Consider the following 21,773-nt stretch of genomic DNA (forward strand, 5'->3'; position numbering starts at 1 on the left):
GAAAAATCAGGTTATGACGTTGAAAAACGACATACCGCCCGCATAGTAGGTTGGACTACCACACCGAATATGACTTTTTAGTGGAGATGTTTAGATGGGTAAGATTATTGGTATCGACCTGGGTACAACCAACTCTTGTGTAGCGATTATGGACGGTACGCAGGTTAAAGTACTGGAAAACAGCGAAGGCGACCGCACGACGCCTTCAATTATTGCTTATACGCAAGACGGTGAAACTCTGGTGGGCCAACCGGCTAAACGTCAGGCGGTGACTAACCCGAAAAATACCCTGTTTGCGATTAAGCGTCTGATTGGCCGTCGTTTTAAGGACGAAGAAGTTCAGCGCGACACCAATATTATGCCGTACAAAATCATTGCGGCTGACAATGGCGACGCCTGGCTGGAAGTGAAAGATCAGAAAATGGCGCCGCCGCAGATTTCGGCCGAAGTGCTGAAAAAAATGAAGAAAACGGCGGAAGACTATCTGGGTGAAACGGTTACCGAAGCGGTGATCACCGTCCCGGCCTACTTCAATGATGCTCAGCGTCAGGCGACCAAAGATGCGGGCCGTATCGCTGGCCTGGAAGTAAAACGTATCATTAACGAACCGACGGCTGCTGCGCTGGCGTATGGTTTGGATAAAGAAGTGGGTAACCGCACCATCGCCGTATATGACCTGGGCGGTGGTACTTTCGATATTTCCATCATCGAAATCGATGAAGTCGATGGCGAAAAAACCTTTGAAGTGTTGGCAACCAATGGCGATACCCATTTGGGCGGTGAAGACTTCGATAGCCGTCTGATCAACTATCTGGTTGATGAATTCAAGAAAGAACAGGGCTTTGATCTGCGCAATGATCCGTTGGCTATGCAGCGCCTGAAAGAAGCTGCGGAAAAAGCCAAGATTGAACTCTCTTCCGCACAGCAGACGGACGTCAATCTACCGTACATTACCGCGGATGCAACCGGCCCGAAACACCTGAACATTAAAGTAACGCGCGCCAAACTGGAATCACTGGTCGAAGATCTGGTGAACCGTTCTCTGGAGCCGCTGAAAGTTGCGCTACAGGATGCCGGACTGTCTGTGTCTGAAATTCAGGACGTGATCCTGGTGGGCGGACAGACGCGTATGCCGCTGGTGCAGAAGAAAGTTGCTGACTTCTTCGGTAAAGAACCACGTAAAGACGTGAACCCGGATGAAGCGGTCGCCATCGGCGCCGCGGTTCAGGGCGGCGTGCTGTCTGGTGATGTGAAAGACGTGCTGCTGCTGGACGTTACCCCGCTGTCTCTGGGTATCGAAACCATGGGTGGCGTCATGACGGCGCTGATCGCCAAAAACACCACCATCCCGACCAAACACAGTCAGGTGTTCTCGACGGCGGAAGATAACCAGTCGGCGGTGACTATTCATGTGTTGCAGGGTGAACGTAAACGCGCGCAGGACAACAAGTCTCTCGGCCAGTTCAACCTGGATGGCATTCAGCCTGCGCCGCGTGGTATGCCGCAGGTCGAAGTGACTTTTGATATCGATGCCGATGGTATCCTGCATGTGTCCGCGAAAGACAAAAACAGTGGTCGTGAGCAGAAAATCACCATCAAAGCGTCTTCCGGTCTGAATGAGGACGAAATTCAGAAAATGGTTCGCGATGCTGAAGCGAACGCGGAATCAGATCGTAAGTTTGAAGAACTGGTGCAGACGCGTAACCAGGGTGACCACCTGTTGCACAGCACGCGTAAACAACTGGAAGAAGTGGGTGATAAACTGGCTTCTGATGACAAGACTGCCATTGATGACGCCTTGAAAGCACTAGAAAGTTCGCTGAAAGGTGAAGACAAAGCGGATATCGAAGCCAAGATCCAGGCACTGGTTCAGGTTTCCGGTAAATTGCTGGAAGCGTCTCAGCCGGAGGCTCAGGCTGGCGCCGAAGGTGCGGCTGGCGATACTTCCGCTCGTAAAGATGACGATGTCGTTGATGCTGAGTTTGAAGAAGTAAAAGATAAAAAGTAATCGCCCTTTGAGCGGGCGTAGTGACAGTGACCTACCCGATAAATAAAGGGATAAAAACTGTCGCTGGCAACCAGCACGGGCGTTGAGGAAACTCTGCGCCCGTGCACGCATGTTGAGGGCAGGACAAAAGCATGGCGAAGCAAGACTATTACGAGAGTTTAGGCGTCTCTAAAGATGCCGATGAGCGCGAAATAAAGAAGGCGTACAAGCGCCTGGCAATGAAGCATCACCCGGATAGAAATCCGGGTGATAAAGAAGCGGAAGCTAAATTCAAAGAGATTAAAGAAGCCTACGAAATCCTTACCGACCCTCAGAAACGTGCGGCCTATGACCAATATGGTCATGCGGCGTTCGAGCAAGGGGGTATGGGCGGCGGGGGCGGCTTTGGCGGCGGCGGTGCCGATTTTGGCGATATTTTCGGCGACGTTTTCGGCGATATCTTTGGTGGCGGACGTCGCCAGCGCACAAGCCGTGGTTCCGATTTACGTTATAACATGGAACTGTCGCTGGAAGAGGCCGTCCGTGGCGTCAGCAAAGAGATCCGCATTCCCACACTGGAAGAGTGTGATGTGTGCCACGGCAACGGCTCGAAGCCGGGTAGCTCGCCGGTTACCTGTCCGACTTGTCACGGTAATGGCCAGGTGCAGATGCGTCAGGGCTTCTTTACAGTGCAGCAGGCTTGTCCTCACTGTCATGGTCGCGGCAAGATCATTAAAGATCCGTGTATTAAATGCCGTGGTCATGGTCGCGTAGAGAAGAGCAAAACGCTATCGGTGAAAATCCCTGCCGGGGTGGATACGGGTGACCGCATCCGTTTGTCTGGTGAAGGGGAGGCCGGGGAACACGGCGCGCCGGCAGGCGACTTATACGTTCAGGTACAGGTTAAGGCGCACCCGATCTTCCAGCGTGAAGAGAACAATCTGTATTGTGAAGTGCCGATCAATTTTGCCATGGCTGCGTTGGGCGGGGAAATTGAAGTGCCGACGTTAGATGGCCGCGTGAAGCTGAAAGTCCCGGCGGAAACACAGACCGGAAAACTGTTCCGTATGCGTGGTAAAGGCGTGAAGTCTGTTCGCGGCGGCGCCCAGGGCGATTTGCTGTGTCGGGTGGTGGTGGAAACGCCGGTTAACCTGAACGAGCGTCAAAAACAGTTGCTGCAAGAGCTTGAGGAAAGTTTTGGCGGCCCGTCAGGGGAAAGAAACAGCCCGCGATCCAAAAGCTTTTTCGACGGCGTGAAGAAGTTTTTTGACGATCTGATTTAAGTTGCGAACGGCTGTCTGGCTGTGAACAAAACAAGAAAACCGGTTGGTTGCTGCCAGCCGGTTTTTTTACGCTTTTCAGCCGATATTAATAATTTTTAATTGCTCGTTTTTATCAGGATTGTTGGAAACTTTAACGACTTTTAGCCAATGATGAAGTCGGGTAACCTACTGCTTACGATGAGAGAAAGGCGCGGTATTGCTCTGTTCCTTTAAATTGAGAATGAATGACATGATAAATATTCTGCGCCGTTTTACCGGCTTTGATGCCGCAGCAGGCTTGATGCTGATTGGCGCGACAGCGCTGGCGATGACACTGGCTAACTTTTCTTTCAGTGCCGATGCCTATCAGCAATTTTTGACGATGCCGGTGGAAATCCGATTCGGCGCGTTGGAAATCAAAAAGAATCTGCTGCTGTGGATTAATGACGCGCTGATGGCGGTTTTCTTTTTGATGATTGGCCTGGAGGTGAAGCGTGAGTTGATGGAAGGCACGCTGGCAAGCCGGAGTCAGGCTTTGTTGCCGCTGGCGGCGGCTATTGGCGGTATGCTGTTTCCTGCGTTGATCTTCTTACTGTTTAATTTTAGCGATGCGGTTACCCGTTCCGGCTGGGCGATCCCTACGGCAACCGATATCGCGTTTGCCGTGGGTATCCTGATTTTATTAGGCAAGCGCGTTCCCCCAGGATTAAAGGTATTTTTACTTGCGCTGGCCATTATCGATGATCTGGGTGCCATCCTGATTATCGCGCTATTCTATACCCAGCAGATATACTGGCCTGCGTTGGCGGGCGCATTATTGGCGGTTGCCGTATTGGGGTACATGAATAAGCAGAATGTGATGAAAACGTCCGCTTACCTGCTGGTCGGGATCGTTTTGTGGGTTTGCATTCTGAAATGTGGCGTACATGCGACGTTGGCGGGCGTGATTGTCGGATTTTTTATTCCTTTGCGAGCGCCTGGTGGTCAGCATTCGCCAGCCACAACGTTGGAGCATGGCCTGCACGTTTGGGTTTCTTTCCTGATTATTCCACTTTTTGCTTTTGCCAACGCCGGGATCGTGCTGCAAGGTATTGAGTCAGGGAAGCTTTTCTCACCGCTGATTTTTGGTATCGCGGCAGGGTTGCTGATTGGTAAACCATTGGGCATCACGTTGTGCAGTTGGTTGATCATCAAATCAGGCTATGCCCGATTGCCTGCCGGGGTGAGCTTCGGTCAACTTATGGCGGTGTCGGTGCTGTGCGGTATTGGCTTTACCATGTCGATTTTTATCACGTTACTGGCGTTTACCAATAGCGATGCGGCATTTATTACTTATGCGAAATTGGGGATTTTGCTGGCATCAGGGTTGGCGGCGTTTTTGGGGTATATCGTGTTGCACCGCACGTTACCTAAATTACACCGCGCACTGGATTCCGAGCTCCAGCGTTAAGCGGTCTTAAGACGTAAAAAAACCGGCCTGAGCCGGTTTTTTTAACAACAATACAATCCGCGAAACGCGATTATTGCATGGCGTTGATGCGCGCAACCAGATTGGATTTATGACGTGCAGCTTTGTTTTTGTGGATCAGGCCTTTACCAGCCTGACGATCCACGATCGGTTGCATATCCTTAAATGCTTTCTGTGCCGCTTCTTTATCGCCAGTAGCGATCGCCGCGTAAACTTTCTTGATAAAAGTACGCATCATGGAGCGACGGCTTGCGTTATGCTTACGGCGCTTTTCAGACTGTACGGCGCGTTTCTTAGCTGATTTGATATTAGCCAAGGTCCAACTCCCAAATATATTCTATCGAGGACAATTCAAAGGCCGAGGAATATGCCCTTTTCGCCTTCGTTTGTCAATGGATTTGTGCAAATAAGCGCCGTTTGTACGTCGACGCTTGTTACGTTGTGATGGCGCAGGATTTTAACAGCTTCACGCGATGGAATACAGCTTTTCACTTCATAAATTCACTAGTAGCTGAAATCGCGGCAGCAAAAGGCTGAATCGCGGGTTAACCTTACTCGCTGTACAAGGTATAATCCGCCGATTTCCATTATATTAACCAATATGTTCTGAGCCAGCCATGCAGCTAATTCGCGGTATACACAATCTTCGGGCACGCCATTTTGGTTGTGTGCTCACTATTGGTAATTTTGACGGCGTGCACCGCGGACATCAAATGTTGCTGGATCGCCTGAAGCAGGAAGGCCTGGCGCGCGGTTTGCCCGTTATGGTGATGATTTTCGAACCACAGCCGCAGGAGTTGTTTTCCGCTTCTGGCGCGCCCGCTCGTTTGACTAGCCTACGTGATAAAGTGAATTATCTGGCAAAGGCGGGAGTGGATTACCTGTTATGCGTGAAGTTTGATGCGCACTTCGCCGCCAACCATGCTCAAACGTTTATATCCGAACTGTTGGTGGAAAAACTGGGCGTTCGGTTTCTGGTGGTCGGCGATGACTTTCGTTTCGGCGCTGGTCGGCAAGGTGATTTCCTGTTATTACAACATGCCGGGGTTGAAGCAGGATTTGAGGTCATCAGTACCGACTCATTCTGTAATGGCGGAAAACGGGTGAGCAGTACGGCTGTTCGCGAAGCGCTCAGCCAGGATGATTTAACGCGGGCGGAAAGCTTGTTGGGTCATCCCTACAGTATCTCCGGGCGGGTGGTGCATGGCAATGCGTTGGGGCGGACAATCGGTTTTCCCACCGCCAATTTACCGTTAAAACGACAGGTGTCGCCGGTCAGCGGCGTTTATGCCGTCAGTGTATATGGTCTGGGCGATGCGCCGTTGCCGGGGGTTGCCAATATTGGCACGCGTCCCACGGTAACGGGAGACAAACGCCAGCAGCTTGAAGTGCACTTGCTGGATGTGACAATGGATCTGTATGGTCGTCACATTGAAGTGGTGCTGCGTAAAAAGATACGTAATGAACAGCGTTTTGCCTCGCTTGATGCGCTAAAGCAGCAAATCGCTAATGATGTGGTGACGGCCCGGATATTTTTTGGGTTAAAGACACCGGTTTAATTTTTCTAGCCGAAAACGAAATCGAGAATCTAATGAGTGACTATAAGACTACCCTGAATTTGCCGGAAACAGGGTTCCCGATGCGTGGCGATCTGGCCAGGCGCGAACCTGACATGCTGAAACGTTGGTATGAGCAGGATCTGTACGGGATTATTCGTAATGCCAAAAAAGGTAAAAAAACCTTCATTCTGCATGATGGCCCTCCGTACGCGAATGGCAATATCCATATTGGTCACTCGGTTAACAAGATTCTTAAAGATATTATCGTTAAGTCCAAAGGTCTTTCTGGCTACGACTCCCCTTATGTGCCGGGCTGGGACTGTCATGGTCTGCCTATCGAGCTCAAGGTCGAACAACTGATCGGCAAGCCAGGCGAGAAGGTGCGTGCGGCGGAGTTCCGTGCCGAGTGCCGTAAATACGCCGCCGAACAGGTAGCCGGTCAGAAGAAGGACTTTATTCGTCTTGGCGTGCTGGGCGATTGGGATCATCCGTACCTGACGATGGATTTCATGACCGAAGCCAACATCATTCGCGCATTAGGCCACATTATTGAAAATGGTCATCTGCATAAAGGGGCCAAGCCGGTTCACTGGTGCGCCGACTGTGGTTCTGCGCTGGCCGAAGCGGAAGTGGAATACTACGACAAGACTTCCCCGGCTATTGATGTTGCGTTCAATGCGGTCGACGGCGCTGCGGTTTGTGCGAAATTTGGCGTCAGCCAGGTTGCAGGTCCGCTTTCACTGGTGATTTGGACTACCACGCCGTGGACACTGCCGGCTAACCGTGCGATCGCTCTGAATGCGACATTTACCTATCAACTGGTGCAGATCGAAGGACAGGCGCTGATTCTGGCTGCCGATCTGGTTGAAAGCGTGATGAAGCGTATCGGTATCGACCATTGGCAGGTGCTGGGCGAATGCCAAGGCAGCGATCTGGAGTTGCTGCGTTTCCGGCATCCGTTCATGGGCTTTGAAGTGCCGGCGATCCTGGGCGATCACGTCACGCTGGATGCGGGTACTGGCGCCGTGCATACCGCGCCGGGGCATGGCCCGGATGACTATGTCATCGGCCAGCAATATGGGTTGGAAGTCGCCAATCCGGTAGGGCCGAATGGTTGTTACCTGACCGGGACCTATCCTGAACTGGATGGTAAGTTTGTCTTTAAGGCCAATGATACCGTGGTCGACATTCTGCGTGAAAAAGGCGCGTTGCTGCATATAGAAAAGCTGCTGCACAGTTATCCGTGCTGTTGGCGCCATAAAACGCCGATCATCTTCCGCGCCACCCCGCAGTGGTTTATCAGCATGGATCAGAAAGGGTTGCGCAAACAGTCGCTGGCTGAAATCAAAGGCGTGCAGTGGATCCCTGACTGGGGTCAGGCGCGTATTGAAGCTATGGTCGCTAATCGTCCTGACTGGTGTATTTCCCGTCAGCGTACCTGGGGCGTGCCGATGTCGCTGTTCGTGCACAAAGACACGGAAGAACTACATCCGCGTACCAATGAACTGATTGAAGCCGTTGCCAAACGCGTTGAACAGGATGGCATTCAGGCATGGTGGGATCTTGATCCGGCCGATGTGCTGGGTGCGGAAGCGGCGGATTACGTCAAAGTTCCCGATACGCTGGACGTCTGGTTCGACTCCGGGTCAACGCATGCTTCCGTGGTTGACGTCCGTCCTGAATTTGGCGGTCATTCGGCGGATATGTATCTGGAAGGTTCCGATCAGCATCGCGGCTGGTTTATGTCTTCGCTGATGATTTCGACGGCGATTAAAGGCAAAGCCCCTTATCGTCAGGTTCTGACGCACGGTTTCACCGTGGATGGTCAGGGCCGCAAGATGTCGAAGTCTATCGGTAATACCGTCAGCCCGCAGGATGTAATGGATAAATTGGGCGCCGATATTCTGCGCCTGTGGATCGGTTCAACCGATTATTCGGGGGAGATCGCCGTTTCCGAAGAGATCCTGAAACGTTCCGCCGACGCTTATCGTCGCATTCGCAACACCGCGCGTTTTCTGTTGGCTAACCTGAACGGATTTGAGCCACAGCGGGATAGTGTGAAGCCCGAAGAGATGGTGGTGCTGGATCGCTGGGCGGTCGGATGCGCGAAAGCGGCGCAGGAAGAGATTTTCGAAGCCTATGAGAGCTACGACTTCCACCGCGTGGTGCAACGTCTGATGCAGTTCTGCTCCATTGAAATGGGGTCGTTCTACCTTGATATCATCAAGGACCGTCAGTATACCGCGAAAGGCGACAGCATTGCCCGCCGTAGTTGCCAGACGGCGCTGTATCATATTTCCGAAGCGTTGGTGCGCTGGATGGCGCCGATTCTGTCGTTCACCGCAGACGAAGTCTGGAACTTTCTGCCGGGCGAACGTGCGCAGTATGTCTTCACCGAAGAGTGGTATGACGGATTGTTCGGTCTGGACGCGGCTGAAACCATGAATGACGTCTTCTGGACGGATATGCTGAAAGTGCGTAGCGAAGTGAACAAAGTGATTGAGCAGGCGCGCAATGACAAACGTATCGGCGGGTCGCTGGAAGCATCGGTCACGCTCTATGCCGATGCCAGTCTTGCGGGTAAATTGCACCGATTACATCAGGAACTGCATTTTGCGCTGTTGACCTCGAAAGCCTTGGTTGAGCGTTATGAAGACGCGCCTGCCGATGCGCAAGATACGGAACTCTCCGGGCTGAAAATTGCCTTAAGCAAGGCGGAAGGACATAAGTGTCCGCGCTGCTGGCACTATGAGTCGGATATCGGGACAAATACCGATCATCCTGACATTTGTGGTCGCTGCGCAACGAATATCGGCGGCAATGGCGAAGAGCGTAAATTTGTCTGATGAATAAATCTATCTGTTCGAGCGGATTGCGCTGGCTTTGGCTGGCGCTGCTGGTTTTTATTATCGATCTGGGCAGCAAACAGTGGGTGCTCTCTCAATTTGCTCTGGGAGAGACGCTGCCGCTGTTTCCTTCCCTGAATCTGCACTATGCGCGCAATTATGGCGCGGCATTCAGTTTTCTGGCGGATAAAGGCGGCTGGCAACGTTGGTTTTTTGCCGGGGTCGCGGTGGCGATTGTGGTCGCCTTGCTGGTGATGATGTATCGCGGCAGTGCGCAGCAAAAGTTGAATAACACTGCCTACGCGCTGATTATCGGCGGGGCGTCAGGCAATCTGTTTGACCGCACCTGGCATGGATTTGTCGTGGATATGATCGACTTCTATGTGGGGGACTGGCACTTCGCCACCTTCAATCTGGCGGATACGGCAATCTGCATTGGCGCGGCGCTCATCATACTGGAAGGCTTTTTTAATAAGCATGATGATACCGTCGAACAAAAGGGTCTCTGATGTCTGAAACTGTACAGAGCAACAGCGAAGTGCTGGTGCACTTTATTCTGACGTTGGCGGACGGCTCTGCGGCGGAGTCGACTCGTGAAAGCGGGAAGCCCGCGTTGTTTCGTCTGGGTGACGGCAGTTTGTCCAATGAATTGGAACAGAATCTGCTGGGGCTCAAACGCGGCGACAGACGTAAGTTTACGTTGCCGCCAGAGTCTGCGTTTGGGCCGGTCAATCCCGATCTGATTCAGTTCTTTCTGCGTCGTGATTTTGCCCAGACCGGCGTGCCGGATGTGGGTACGATCATGTTGTTCAGCGGCATGGGCGGTAATGATATGCCCGGCGTAATTCGCGAAGTGGCGGAAGAGTCCATTACGGTGGATTTCAATCATCCGCTGGCGGGTCAGGCAATGACGTTCGATCTGGAAGTATTGGCGATCGATCCCTCTCGGCAGGAGGTTCCCCATGCAAATCTTGCTGGCTAACCCACGCGGTTTTTGTGCTGGCGTCGATCGGGCCATCAGCATCGTTGAACGCGCGCTGGAGATATACGGTACGCCGATCTACGTCCGTCACGAAGTGGTTCATAATCGCTATGTGGTTAACGGATTACGTGAACGTGGGGCGATCTTCATTGAGCAGATTAATGAAGTGCCGGATGGCTCGATTCTGATTTTCTCCGCGCATGGCGTTTCACAGGCGGTGCGTGCCGAAGCGAAGAGTCGCGATCTGACGGTCTTCGACGCAACCTGTCCTCTGGTGACCAAAGTGCATATGGAAGTGGCGCGGGCCAGTCGTAAAGGCACAGAGGCGATTCTGATTGGACATGCGGGCCATCCAGAAGTTGAAGGCACCATGGGCCAGTACAATAACGTCGCAGGCGGAATGTATCTGGTGGAGTCGCCGGAGGATGTCTGGCAGTTGCAGGTGAAGGATGAAACCAATCTTTGCTTTATGACGCAGACGACGTTGTCGGTTGATGATACGTCGGCGGTGATTGACGCGCTGCGCGCACGCTTCCCGAAAATTGTCGGGCCGCGCAAGGATGATATCTGTTACGCCACCACGAACCGTCAGGAAGCGGTACGTAATCTGGCGGCGGAAGCGGATGTGGTGTTGGTGGTGGGTTCCAGGAACTCGTCCAACTCCAATCGTCTGGCTGAATTGGCTCAGCGTGCGGGAAAATCCGCGTATCTTATTGATTCGGCTGAAGACATCCAGGAAATCTGGTTGACCGGCGTGTCCCATGTCGGCGTCACTGCTGGGGCATCGGCACCGGATATTCTGGTTCAGCAGGTCATCAAACGTTTGCGGGCGTTAGGCGGCGAAGTTGCCGTCGAAATGCAAGGGCGCGAAGAGAACATCGTTTTTGAAGTGCCGAAAGAGTTGCGTGTGGAAGTGAAGCAAATCGATTGAGTTATTCAGGCGGTGGTGCGGTTGGCATCGCCGCTCTTTTCCTTTACGTCTCCTTTTATACCTCTATATCCGCCAATTCGCCGCCAATAACGATGTGATAAAAATGCATGTTTATGCGTTTTCATCTCGGCGGCTTTTTAAGCTGGATACCGACGGCCCTGAATATCTCTGCCGTTGTTCCTGTTTTCACTGACAGTTTTACTGATTTTATTACCCTTCCGACATAATTTTCTAATCCGACCATAAATCCGCTGGCGATAGCGCGTCCCGCCCGTTAACCTGACATCATTCGTTGGGCGTATTACAGAGAGAGACATTATGAAGGGTTCATCCATCCGTATCGCGATTGCGGGCTCTGGTGGCCGTATGGGGCGTCAACTGATTCAGGCTGTTGAGCAAACTGAAGGGGCCGTCTTAGGCGCAGCGCTGGAGCGTGCGGGTTCATCCCTGGTGGGAATTGACGCCGGGGAACTGGCCGGTATGGGGAAAACAGGGGTATTGGTTAACGATAGTCTGGATGTTGTGCGTGATGATTTTGATATTTTGATCGATTTTACCCGCCCGGAAGGGACGCTGGCGCATCTGGCGTTTTGCCGTCAGCACCGTAAGGCCATGATTATTGGAACAACCGGCTTTGATGATGAAGGTAAAGCGGCCATTGTTCAGGCATCTGAGGATATCGGCATCGTGTTCGCGGCCAACTTCAGCGTAGGGGTCAATGTTATGCTGAAGTTGCTGGAGAAAGCGGCCAAGGTGATGGGGGACTATACCGATATTGAGATTATTGAAGCACATCATCGGCATAAAGTGGATGCGCCGTCAGGCACGGCGCTGGCGATGGGCGAGGCGATTGCCGGCGCATTGGGACGCGATCTGAAGACATATGCGGTTTATACACGCGAAGGCTATACCGGCGAACGTGATCCGAAAAGTATTGGTTTTGCCACCGTCCGTGCCGGCGATATCGTTGGCGAGCATACGGCGATGTTTGCAGATATCGGCGAGCGCATCGAGATTACCCATAAGGCTTCCAGCCGGATGACTTTTGCCAACGGTGCGGTAAGGGCGGCAGTTTGGGTTAAATCGGTGAAAAACGGTCTTTTCGATATGAGAGATGTGCTATCGCTTAAGGATTTATAATAAAGTATTGTATTTTTATAATTCATAACTCAATGATAAAAGTAGCGATTTTTATCGTTACTTTTATTAATTTGTGTTTTGATTATTTATGGTGTCGTGTTGAAGTTTTTAACTATTATTTATGGCTATTCATCCTTGGATTACCCTGTCTAAAGCGACAAATGAACGATAGTGGTTGATTATTGCTCTTGTTTTAACAATGTTGGTTAGCAACCGTTTACTTGCCTCAGTTGATGTGCTTTTTTAAGGTTGTGAGCAGATATTTACGGCGGAAAGCATAAAAAGGGGAGAAAAAACACGGTTGGAGTAGACAAGTAGGCAGGCCATCATTAAAATGCGCCCAATTTGCCAAAAATTTACCTTACAGGTGGTTTTTGCATTGATTTAGAGCGACGAATCTGAATTAATATGCAAATAACATGATTGTTTATTCCTTGGAGGGTGTTTTGATTAAGTCAGCGCTATTGGTTCTGGAAGACGGAACCCAATTCCATGGTCGGGCGATTGGGGCAGAAGGATCGGCTGTGGGGGAAGTGGTCTTCAATACGTCGATGACCGGTTATCAAGAAATCCTTACTGATCCTTCCTATTCTCGCCAGATTGTCACTCTCACTTATCCTCATATTGGTAATGTCGGCGCCAACGAAGCCGATGAAGAATCTCCCGCTATACATGCTCAGGGTCTGGTTATTCGTGACCTGCCGCTGATTGCCAGTAACTACCGCAGTGAAGAAACCCTGTCCGATTACCTCAAGCGCAACAACATTGTCGCCATCGCTGATATCGATACCCGCAAGCTGACGCGTTTACTGCGTGAAAAGGGCGCTCAGAACGGCTGCATTATCGCGGGCGATGCACCGGATGCGGCGCTGGCGCTGGAAAAAGCCAAAGCGTTTCCTGGGCTGAAAGGGATGGATTTGGCGAAAGAAGTGACCACGGCGGAAAGTTACCGTTGGTTGCAAGGCAGTTGGACGCTGGAAGGCGAATTACCCGCCGCTAAACAGGAAAGCGAACTGCCTTTCCATGTGGTGGCGTATGACTACGGCGTGAAACGCAATATCCTGCGTCTGCTGGTGGATAGAGGTTGCCGCCTGACCGTGGTACCGGCGCAAACTTCTGCGCAAGAGGTGCTGGAACTTAACCCGGATGGGATTTTCCTTTCCAACGGCCCTGGCGACCCGGAGCCTTGCGACTATGCTATCCGCGCGATTAAAACGTTCCTGGAAACGGATATTCCGGTCTTTGGTATCTGCCTCGGCCATCAGTTGCTGGCACTGGCCAGCGGCGCGAAGACGATCAAAATGAAGTTGGGTCATCATGGCGGCAACCATCCGGTAAAAGATCTGGATAATAACCGCGTGATGATTACCGCCCAGAACCACGGTTTCGCCGTTGATGAAAATAACCTGCCCGACACGCTGCGGGTGACGCACAAATCGTTGTTTGACCACACGGTTCAGGGAATTCATCGCACCGATAAAGCGGCTTTCAGCTTTCAGGGACACCCGGAAGCCAGCCCCGGCCCACACGATGCGGCGCCTTTTTTCGACCACTTTATTGAATTGATTCAGACTTACTGTTCTTCAGCGAAATAATCAGGAGCGAGAAAATGCCAAAACGTACAGATATTAAAAGCATCCTGATTCTGGGCGCCGGTCCGATCGTGATCGGTCAGGCGTGTGAATTTGACTACTCCGGCGCACAGGCGTGTAAAGCGCTGCGCGAAGAGGGATACCGCGTTATTCTGGTGAACTCCAATCCGGCGACCATTATGACCGACCCGGAAATGGCCGATGCGACCTACATTGAGCCGATTCATTGGGAAGTGGTGCGCAAAATCATTGAGAAAGAGCGCCCGGACGCGGTACTGCCGACTATGGGCGGCCAGACGGCGCTGAATTGCGCGCTGGAGTTGGAGCGTCAGGGGGTGCTGGCTGAGTTTGGCGTCACCATGATTGGCGCCACCGCCGATGCGATTGATAAAGCGGAAGATCGTCAGCGCTTCGATAAAGCGATGAAGAAAATTGGCCTGGATACCGCGCGTTCCGGCATTGCGCATAATATGGAAGAAGCGCTGGCGGTGGCGGCGGAGGTGGGCTTCCCTTGTATTATCCGTCCGTCCTTTACGATGGGCGGCACCGGCGGCGGCATCGCTTACAACCGCGAAGAATTTGAAGAAATTTGCGAGCGTGGTCTGGATTTATCGCCAACCAACGAACTGCTGATCGACGAATCGCTGATCGGTTGGAAAGAGTATGAGATGGAAGTGGTTCGCGACAAGAACGACAACTGTATCATCGTCTGCTCGATTGAGAACTTTGACGCTATGGGGATCCACACTGGCGACTCCATCACGGTCGCGCCCGCGCAAACCCTGACCGACAAAGAGTACCAGATCATGCGTAACGCTTCGATGGCGGTACTGCGTGAGATTGGCGTGGAAACCGGCGGTTCCAATGTCCAGTTCTCGGTTAACCCGAAGAATGGCCGCCTGATCGTCATCGAAATGAACCCGCGTGTTTCCCGCTCCTCCGCACTGGCGTCGAAAGCGACGGGCTTCCCGATTGCAAAAATCGCCGCCAAGCTTGCGGTGGGTTATACGCTGGATGAATTGATGAATGACATCACCGGCGGTCGCACGCCGGCGTCGTTTGAACCGTCCATCGACTATGTTGTGACCAAGATCCCGCGTTTTAACTTCGAAAAATTCGCCGGCGCCAACGATCGTCTGACCACGCAGATGAAATCGGTGGGGGAAGTGATGGCGATTGGCCGCACGCAGCAGGAATCATTGCAGAAAGCGTTGCGCGGTCTGGAAGTGGGGGCCAGCGGCTTCGATCCGCAAGTTTCTCTGGACGATCCTGAAGCATTGACCAAAATTCGCCGTGAGTTGAAAGATGCCGGCGCCCAGCGTATCTGGTATATCGCCGATGCGTTTCGGGCCGGCATGTCCGTCGATGGCGTATTTAACCTCACCAATATTGATCGCTGGTTCCTGGTGCAGATAGAAGAACTGGTGCGTCTGGAAGAGCAGGTGGTGGAAAAAGGCATGTCTGTGCTGGATGCTGACTTTCTGCGGCTGCTGAAGCGTAAAGGCTTTGCCGATGCGCGACTGGCGCAACTGACTGGCGTTGCCGAAAGCGAGATCTACAAACTACGCGACAAGTTTAATCTGCACCCGGTTTACAAGCGCGTGGATACCTGCGCGGCGGAATTCTCGACCGATACCGCCTACATGTATTCCACTTATGAAGATGAGTGTGAAGCCAACCCAACGCAGGATCGTGAAAAAATCATCGTGCTGGGCGGCGGGCCGAATCGTATCGGCCAGGGCATCGAGTTCGATTACTGCTGCGTACACGCTTCGCTGGCGCTGCGGGAAGACGGTTATGAAACCATCATTGTCAACTGTAACCCTGAAACCGTTTCTACCGACTACGATACGTCCGATCGCCTCTATTTCGAGCCGGTGACCCTGGAAGACGTACTGGAAATCGTCCGTATCGAAAAACCGAAAGGGGTGATCGTCCAGTATGGCGGGCAGACGCCGCTGAAACTGGCGCGCGCGCTGGAAGCCGCCGGCGTGCCGGTGATTGGCACCAGCCCGGACGCCATTGATCGCGCGGAAGATCGTGAACGTTTCCAACAGGCGGTAAACCGTCTGGGGCTGAAACAACCGGCGAACGCCACGGTAGCCGCGATTGAAGAGGCGGTGGAAAAGGCGCGCGATATCGGTTATCCGCTGGTGGTGCGTCCTTCTTACGTGCTGGGCGGCCGCGCAATGGAAATTGTCTACGATGAAATCGACTTGCGCCGTTACTTCCAGACCGCCGTCAGCGTCTCCAATGATGCGCCGGTATTGCTGGATCGCTTCCTTGATGATGCGATCGAAGTCGATGTGGATGCCATCTGTGACGGCGAGCGCGTACTGATTGGCGGCATTATGGAGCACATCGAGCAGGCGGGCGTTCACTCCGGCGACTCAGCCTGCTCTCTGCCTGCCTATACGCTGAGCAAGGAAATTCAGGACGTGATGCGTCAGCAGGTTGAAAAACTGGCGTTCGAACTTTGCGTGCGTGGTCTGATGAACGTGCAGTTCGCGGTGAAGGCCAATGAAGTCTACCTGATTGAGGTTAACCCGCGTGCGGCGCGTACCGTGCCCTTCGTTTCCAAAGCGACGGGGATACCGCTGGCGAAAGTGGCTGCTCGCGTAATGGTGGGGCAGACGCTGGCCCAGCAGGGCGTGACGAAAGAAGTTATCCCGCCGTACTATTCAGTGAAAGAAGTCGTGCTGCCGTTCAACAAGTTCCCCGGCGTTGACCCGATTCTAGGGCCGGAGATGCGCTCTACCGGTGAGGTGATGGGCGTAGGCCGCACCTTTGCGGAAGCTTTCGCCAAAGCCATGTTGGGCAGCAATTCGCACATGAAAAAATCCGGGCGTGCGTTGCTGTCGGTGCGTGAGGGCGACAAAGCGCGGGTGGTGGATTTGGCGGTCAAGCTGCTTAAGCATGGTTTTGAACTGGATGCGACGCACGGTACGGCGATTGAACTGGGCGAAGCCGGTATCAATCCTCGTTTGGTGAATAAGGTGCATGAAGGTCGTCCGCACATTCAGGATCGTATCAAAAATGGCGAATATACCTATATCGTCAACACCACGGCTGGTCGTCAGGCGATAGAGGATTCCAAATTGATTCGCCGCAGCGCGTTGCAGTATAAGGTTCACTACGATACCACCATGAACGGCGGCTTTGCGACGGCAATGTCCTTGACGGCGGATCCGACCGAGAAAGTGACCTCGGTACAGGAGATGCATGCATTGATTAGGGGTTAATTAATCGTTAATCCGCGACAGGAAAAGCCAGCGTTGGTGATAAACGCTGGCTTTTTTTCAGCCATAACGCTTCATTTTCTGACATATATTCCTTTCCCCTTTTCTCTCCTGTTTTTTTGCTCGATGCGTTATTTCTCTTTGCCGCTGAATGATCAGAATAATCAACTATACTTATTACCATTGTTTGAATTTTTATGTTGTAAAGAACATTTTCAACAATAAGAGGTAAGTATGAGTATTAACGAAAAGAACCACATGGCAACTCAGCAGACATTATCGCCACTGACGGGCAAACATCCGTCAGTGGCTTATCCCAAGCCTCCTTTTGAAAGTCAGCCGCAGGAGCCGCCAGGCCTTGCCAGCAAAATGAAACCGGTTCCTGATCATGGCGAAAAAAGTTACCGCGGCAGCGGGCGTCTTAATGGTCGTAAAGCACTGGTCACCGGGGGCGATTCCGGGATCGGACGTGCCGTCGCCATTGCCTACGCCAGAGAAGGCGCGGACGTTGCGATTAATTATTTGCCGGAGGATGAGTCGGATGCGCGGGAAGTGATTGCGCTGATTCAGGCTGAAGGGCGTATCGCGGTGGCGATACCCGGTGATATTCGCACTGAGGATTTTTGTCTGCGTCTGGTCGATGAGGCGGTTGAAAAACTGGGGGGACTGGACATTCTGGTGAACAATGCTGGTCGGCAGCAGTATGTGGAATCGATTGACGATCTTACGACAGAAGCCTTTGATGCCACGTTTAAAACCAATGTGTATGCGCCATTCTGGATCACGAAAGCCGCGATGACCCATTTGCAACCAGGTTCCGTGATCATCAATACCGCATCCGTGCAGGCATTCGATCCCAGCGCGATCCTGCTGGATTATGCCCAAACCAAAGCCTGTAACGTCGCTTTTACCAAAGCGTTGGCAAAGCAGGCGGCGGCAAAAGGCATTCGCGTTAATGCGGTGGCGCCGGGGCCTTATTGGACGCCGTTGCAACCGAGTGGCGGACAACCGATGGATAAAGTGATGGAGTTTGCTGCTAGCGCGCCATTGGGACGTCCTGGGCAGCCGGTTGAGATCGCGCCATTATATGTGACGCTGGCATCGGCGGAATGCAGCTTCGCGTCAGGGCAGGTATGGTGCTCCGATGGCGGTACAGGCACGCTCTGACGGTTAGCAGTAGGCCCGCTCATTCAGCGGGTCCTGCAATTGCTTAACCCAGCGCCACTTTGATACCGAGTGCAATCAAAACCGTACCCAGCAATTTATCCACCAGCTTTTGCGCCTTTTCCAGACCACGGCGCACCGGACCGCTTTGAAAAATAATCACCAGCAACGGCCACCAGATTACCGATAATCCCCAAATAATCATGGCGTACCAGAGCTTTTCGCCAACGCCGGAATCCGTGCTCAACACCTGAGTAAATACCGCCAGGAAGAACAGTGTCGCTTTGGGGTTGAGCAGATTGCATAAATAACCTTGTAAAAAGGCTTTTTTCAGGCTGACGTGTTGTTTCGTGACATTTGATACCGCCATTTTACTTTCGCCACGGGAAAGCAGCGCCAGGATCCCCACCCAGATCAGATAAGCGGCGCCCGCATATTTCAGTAGGTTGAACAGCCACGGCGTGGTGGTGATCATCACCGCCAATCCAGCAACGCAGTATGCCATGTGCGTCGCCACGCCGCAGACCACGCCAAATGCGGTCATCAACGCGGCAATGCGTGGATAACGCGCGGCATTTTTGATCACCAGAAAAAAATCAGGACCGGGAGAAAGCATACCTAAAGTGGCAATTGTGGCGACAAATAATGACGTTTCTAACATGATCTGTTCCAGATGGATAAAATAGAGAGCGTGAACGCGTAGAATGATAGCGGCAGAATCACGAATTGGCATCTTCATTATTGGCTATTGCCAGACAATATGTTAACAAGTCTCCTTTCTTTATTTAGGGATTTTTTCCGTGGTTCAGGATCGGGATAAAAACATGGTCAGTGAAACATCACAGCAACGGGAGATTACCCGGCTGTGCATTCAGTGCGCGCTTTTGCTGTTACAACACGGCGCGGAAAGTATGGTGGTAGAAAAGTTGTCTTCCCGGCTTGGCATGGCATTGGGCGTTGATAGCGTTGAGACGTCGATCTCGGCAAATGCCATCGTACTGAGCACCATCATTCAGGGACATTGCCTGACATCCACGCGAAAGAATGTTGATCGCGGCATCAACATGCATGTGGTGACGGAAGTGCAACATGCGGTGATTATGGCTGAGCACAGATTGCTGGATGCGGCGGGGGTGGAAAAACGCTTTTCCCACATCAAGCCGCTGCGCTATCCACGTTGGTTGATGGTGTCTATTGTGGCGCTTTCCTGTGGTTGTTTCAGCCGCTTAAATGGCGGCGGATGGGATGCTTTTGTCGTTACGATGATTGCCAGCGGTCTGGCGATGTATGTCAGACAGGTTTTTACCGCCCGGCACATGAACCCGATGATTAACTTTTGTATTACGGCGTTCGTGGCGACCTCAGCGTCGGGATTGTTGATGAAGCTTTCCGTTTTTCAACAGACGTCAACCGTGGCGATGGCCGCCAGCATCCTGCTGTTGGTTCCCGGTTTTCCACTGATCAACGCGGTGGCCGACATGTTTAAAGGTCATGTCAACACCGGGCTGGCGCGCTGGACGGTAGCCAGCCTGCTAACACTGGCTACCTGTATCGGCGTGGTGATGGCGCTAGCGCTGTGGGGGTTACGCGGATGGGCTTAACGTTGCTGTGGGCGCTGTTGCAGGATATGGCTTTATCGGCTGTGCCGGCGTTGGGGTTCGCCATGGTCTTCAATGTCCCGGTCAAAGCGCTACGCTATTGCGCGGCATTGGGGGCGTTGGGGCATGGCGTGCGGTTTATCGCCATGCACTTCGGTTTGAATATTGAATGGGCCTCGTTTCTGGCGGCGATCACCATAGGCGTCATCGGCATTCGCTGGTCTCGCTGGTTACTGGCGCATCCCAAAGTGTTTACTGTCGCGGCGGTCATTCCCATGTTTCCGGGGATCTCGGCCTATACCGCTATGATTTCCCTGGTGGAAATTTCGCATCTTGGTTACAGCGAAGAATTGATGAGCGTCATGGTGACCAATTTTCTCAAGGCCAGTTTTATTGTCGGCGCGCTGTCGATCGGATTGTCTCTGCCGGGAATATGGCTGTATCGCAAACGTCCGGGCGTGTAGTTTGCGTCGGAGCGTTCTTATATTGCGTTTGCGTTGAGCATCCGTATCGACGAGTGAGAGGGCTTTACGTATAGTGTCAGCAATTTTCTGACCTACAGGGTTTCACCATGGTTATTAGTTTGATTGCTGCATTGGCGGTGGATCGCGTGATCGGCATGGAAAATGCCATGCCGTGGCATTTACCGGCTGATTTGGCGTGGTTTAAGCGCCATACACAAGGTAAGCCTATCGTCATGGGGCGCAATACTTTTCGCTCTATTGGTCAGCCATTGCCGGGCAGACATAATATTGTCGTCAGCCGGCGGCCCGGCGATGATGATCGCGTGACCTGGGTCGCTTCGCTGGATGAGGCGCTGGCCGCCGCGGGTGAGGTGGAAGAAGTGATGATCATTGGCGGCGGCAGTATCTATCAGCAGATGTTGCCCAAGGCGCATCGTCTGTATCTGACCCACATTGATGCCGAAGTGGAAGGCGATACGCATTTCCCGGATTACGAACCTGATGAGTGGCTTTCTACTTTCAGCGAGTTTTATGATGCGGATGAAAGCAATTCACACAGCTATTGTTTTGAGATTTTAGCGCGCCGATAGAGTCTTTGATTTTTCTGCTCCGCTACGTGAACCCGCTATTATGGCGGGTTTTTGTTGGATTGAGCGCTAATAACACCAGTGCGGATACCGGAAGAGGGCAGCAAAGCGGTCAATTTAATCGGTGGTGTCCACTTGCGGGGATGACAGGAATTTTTGCGTGAAATAGCGCTTGTCTTCCCAACGCAGCATGGTCAGTTTACCGCCCCAGCAGCAGCCGGTATCCAGCGCGTAGATGTTCTCCGGCGTGCCTTTTCCCTCCAGCGAAGCCCAGTGACCGAAAGCGATGGCATATTCCGCGGCGATTTTACCGGGTAGTTCGAACCAGGGTTTCAGTAGGGACGGCGCTTTATTGGGCGGTTCTTTGCACAGCATGTCCAACTGACCGCCTGAGAAGCAGTAGCGCATGCGGGTAAAAACATTGGTGCTGAAGCGTAGACGAGGCAGACCGCTGAGTTCAGGCAGCCAGTGGTTCGGCATATCGCCGTACATGGTATCCAGAAACAGAGGATAGCTATCGCTGCTGAGGATGGATTCCACTTCGCGAGCGCACATTTTCGCCGTTTCCAGATCCCACTGTGGAGTGATGCCTGCATGGGCCATCACCAACTTTGAATCGTCATCGATCTGCAACAGCGGTTGTTTACGCAGCCAGTTAATCAATTCGTCCGCATCCGCTGCCGCCAGCAACGGCGCCAGGCGATCTTTAGGCTTGCTGCGGCTGATCCCGGCATATACAGCCAGTAAATGCAGATCGTGATTACCCAGAACAAGACGAACGGCTGGGCCAAGTGAACGAACAAAACGCAGCACGCCAAGCGAATCGGGACCGCGCGCCACCAGATCGCCCGTTAGCCACAAGGTATCTTGCTCAGGATGAAAGGAAACTTGCGCCAATAGCGCCTGAAGTTCAGCTAAACAACCGTGAACATCGCCAACTAAATAGGTAGACAT

18 protein-coding genes are annotated in these 21,773 nt (G+C 52.6%); 15 read left to right on the forward strand and 3 right to left on the reverse strand.

Going from position 1 to position 21,773, the window contains the following annotated elements; all coding sequences use genetic code 11:
- Window positions 1-94: 94 nt before the first annotated feature.
- From dnaK to nhaA, 3 genes are all read left to right on the forward strand, one after another.
- Window positions 95-2,008 (forward strand): molecular chaperone DnaK, encoded by a 1,914-nt coding sequence (gene dnaK / locus DES54_RS04660; protein ID WP_113865441.1) that lies wholly within the window; start codon window positions 95-97, stop codon window positions 2,006-2,008.
- Between the two features lie 131 nt (window positions 2,009-2,139).
- Window positions 2,140-3,270, forward strand: a complete 1,131-nt coding sequence (dnaJ, locus tag DES54_RS04665; protein ID WP_113865442.1) for a molecular chaperone DnaJ — start codon at window positions 2,140-2,142, stop codon at window positions 3,268-3,270.
- Between the two features lie 229 nt (window positions 3,271-3,499).
- Window positions 3,500-4,699: a Na+/H+ antiporter NhaA gene (gene nhaA / locus DES54_RS04670; protein WP_113865515.1), complete on the forward strand. Its 1,200-nt coding sequence runs from the start codon at window positions 3,500-3,502 to the stop codon at window positions 4,697-4,699.
- 70 nt (window positions 4,700-4,769) lie between these two features.
- Here nhaA and rpsT read toward each other — a convergent pair whose 3' ends face one another.
- Entirely contained in the window at window positions 4,770-5,033 is a 264-nt protein-coding gene (gene rpsT / locus DES54_RS04675; protein ID WP_113865443.1) for a 30S ribosomal protein S20, read from the reverse strand.
- 301 nt (window positions 5,034-5,334) lie between these two features.
- On the opposite strand from rpsT, the gene ribF reads away from it, so the two are divergent.
- The 9 genes from ribF (at window position 5,335) to DES54_RS04720 (ending at window position 18,173) form a co-directional block, all read left to right on the forward strand.
- Window positions 5,335-6,276, forward strand: coding sequence for a bifunctional riboflavin kinase/FAD synthetase (gene ribF, locus DES54_RS04680; RefSeq protein WP_113865444.1), 942 nt, complete (start codon window positions 5,335-5,337; stop codon window positions 6,274-6,276).
- A gap of 32 nt (window positions 6,277-6,308) precedes the next feature.
- The gene (gene ileS / locus DES54_RS04685; RefSeq protein ID WP_113865445.1) at window positions 6,309-9,122 is read left to right on the forward strand and encodes an isoleucine--tRNA ligase; all 2,814 of its coding nucleotides are present in this window, start codon (window positions 6,309-6,311) and stop codon (window positions 9,120-9,122) included.
- A complete protein-coding gene (gene lspA / locus DES54_RS04690) occupies window positions 9,122-9,631 on the forward strand; it encodes a signal peptidase II (protein ID WP_113865446.1) in 510 nt (169 codons plus the stop codon). The genes ileS and lspA overlap by 1 nt, the downstream gene beginning before the upstream one ends.
- Window positions 9,631-10,104 (forward strand): FKBP-type peptidyl-prolyl cis-trans isomerase, encoded by a 474-nt coding sequence (gene fkpB / locus DES54_RS04695; RefSeq protein WP_113865447.1) that lies wholly within the window; start codon window positions 9,631-9,633, stop codon window positions 10,102-10,104. The genes lspA and fkpB overlap by 1 nt, the downstream gene beginning before the upstream one ends.
- Window positions 10,085-11,035: a 4-hydroxy-3-methylbut-2-enyl diphosphate reductase gene (gene ispH, locus DES54_RS04700; RefSeq protein WP_113865448.1), complete on the forward strand. Its 951-nt coding sequence runs from the start codon at window positions 10,085-10,087 to the stop codon at window positions 11,033-11,035. Before fkpB ends, ispH begins: the two co-directional genes overlap by 20 nt.
- A 318-nt stretch (window positions 11,036-11,353) precedes the next feature.
- Complete coding sequence (gene dapB, locus DES54_RS04705; RefSeq protein ID WP_113865449.1) at window positions 11,354-12,175, forward strand: 4-hydroxy-tetrahydrodipicolinate reductase; 822 nt, start codon at window positions 11,354-11,356, stop codon at window positions 12,173-12,175.
- 446 nt (window positions 12,176-12,621) lie between these two features.
- Window positions 12,622-13,770: a glutamine-hydrolyzing carbamoyl-phosphate synthase small subunit gene (gene carA / locus DES54_RS04710; protein WP_113865516.1), complete on the forward strand. Its 1,149-nt coding sequence runs from the start codon at window positions 12,622-12,624 to the stop codon at window positions 13,768-13,770.
- Window positions 13,771-13,784: 14 nt separating this feature from the next.
- Entirely contained in the window at window positions 13,785-17,009 is a 3,225-nt protein-coding gene (carB, locus tag DES54_RS04715; RefSeq protein ID WP_113865450.1) for a carbamoyl-phosphate synthase large subunit, read from the forward strand.
- A gap of 255 nt (window positions 17,010-17,264) precedes the next feature.
- Window positions 17,265-18,173 (forward strand): SDR family oxidoreductase, encoded by a 909-nt coding sequence (locus tag DES54_RS04720; protein ID WP_240634937.1) that lies wholly within the window; start codon window positions 17,265-17,267, stop codon window positions 18,171-18,173.
- Window positions 18,174-18,216: 43 nt separating this feature from the next.
- On the opposite strand, the gene DES54_RS04725 is transcribed toward DES54_RS04720, so the two are convergent.
- Entirely contained in the window at window positions 18,217-18,831 is a 615-nt protein-coding gene (locus DES54_RS04725; RefSeq protein ID WP_113865517.1) for a LysE family transporter, read from the reverse strand.
- A gap of 163 nt (window positions 18,832-18,994) precedes the next feature.
- On the opposite strand from DES54_RS04725, the gene DES54_RS04730 reads away from it, so the two are divergent.
- The 3 genes from DES54_RS04730 to folA all read left to right on the forward strand — a co-directional run bounded on the left by DES54_RS04730 (window position 18,995) and on the right by folA (window position 20,822).
- Entirely contained in the window at window positions 18,995-19,771 is a 777-nt protein-coding gene (locus DES54_RS04730) for a threonine/serine exporter family protein (protein WP_113865452.1), read from the forward strand.
- Complete coding sequence (locus DES54_RS04735; RefSeq protein ID WP_113865453.1) at window positions 19,762-20,232, forward strand: threonine/serine exporter; 471 nt, start codon at window positions 19,762-19,764, stop codon at window positions 20,230-20,232. The genes DES54_RS04730 and DES54_RS04735 overlap by 10 nt, the downstream gene beginning before the upstream one ends.
- A gap of 107 nt (window positions 20,233-20,339) precedes the next feature.
- Window positions 20,340-20,822: a type 3 dihydrofolate reductase gene (folA, locus tag DES54_RS04740; RefSeq protein WP_113865454.1), complete on the forward strand. Its 483-nt coding sequence runs from the start codon at window positions 20,340-20,342 to the stop codon at window positions 20,820-20,822.
- Window positions 20,823-20,936: 114 nt separating this feature from the next.
- Here folA and apaH read toward each other — a convergent pair whose 3' ends face one another.
- Window positions 20,937-21,773 carry a bis(5'-nucleosyl)-tetraphosphatase (symmetrical) ApaH gene (apaH, locus tag DES54_RS04745; RefSeq protein ID WP_113865455.1) on the reverse strand — a complete coding sequence of 279 codons (837 nt, stop codon included), beginning with the start codon at window positions 21,771-21,773 and terminating at the stop codon, window positions 20,937-20,939.

Origin of the sequence: Brenneria salicis ATCC 15712 = DSM 30166 (assembly GCF_003315515.1) — a bacterium.
Taxonomy (GTDB): domain Bacteria; phylum Pseudomonadota; class Gammaproteobacteria; order Enterobacterales; family Enterobacteriaceae; genus Brenneria; species Brenneria salicis.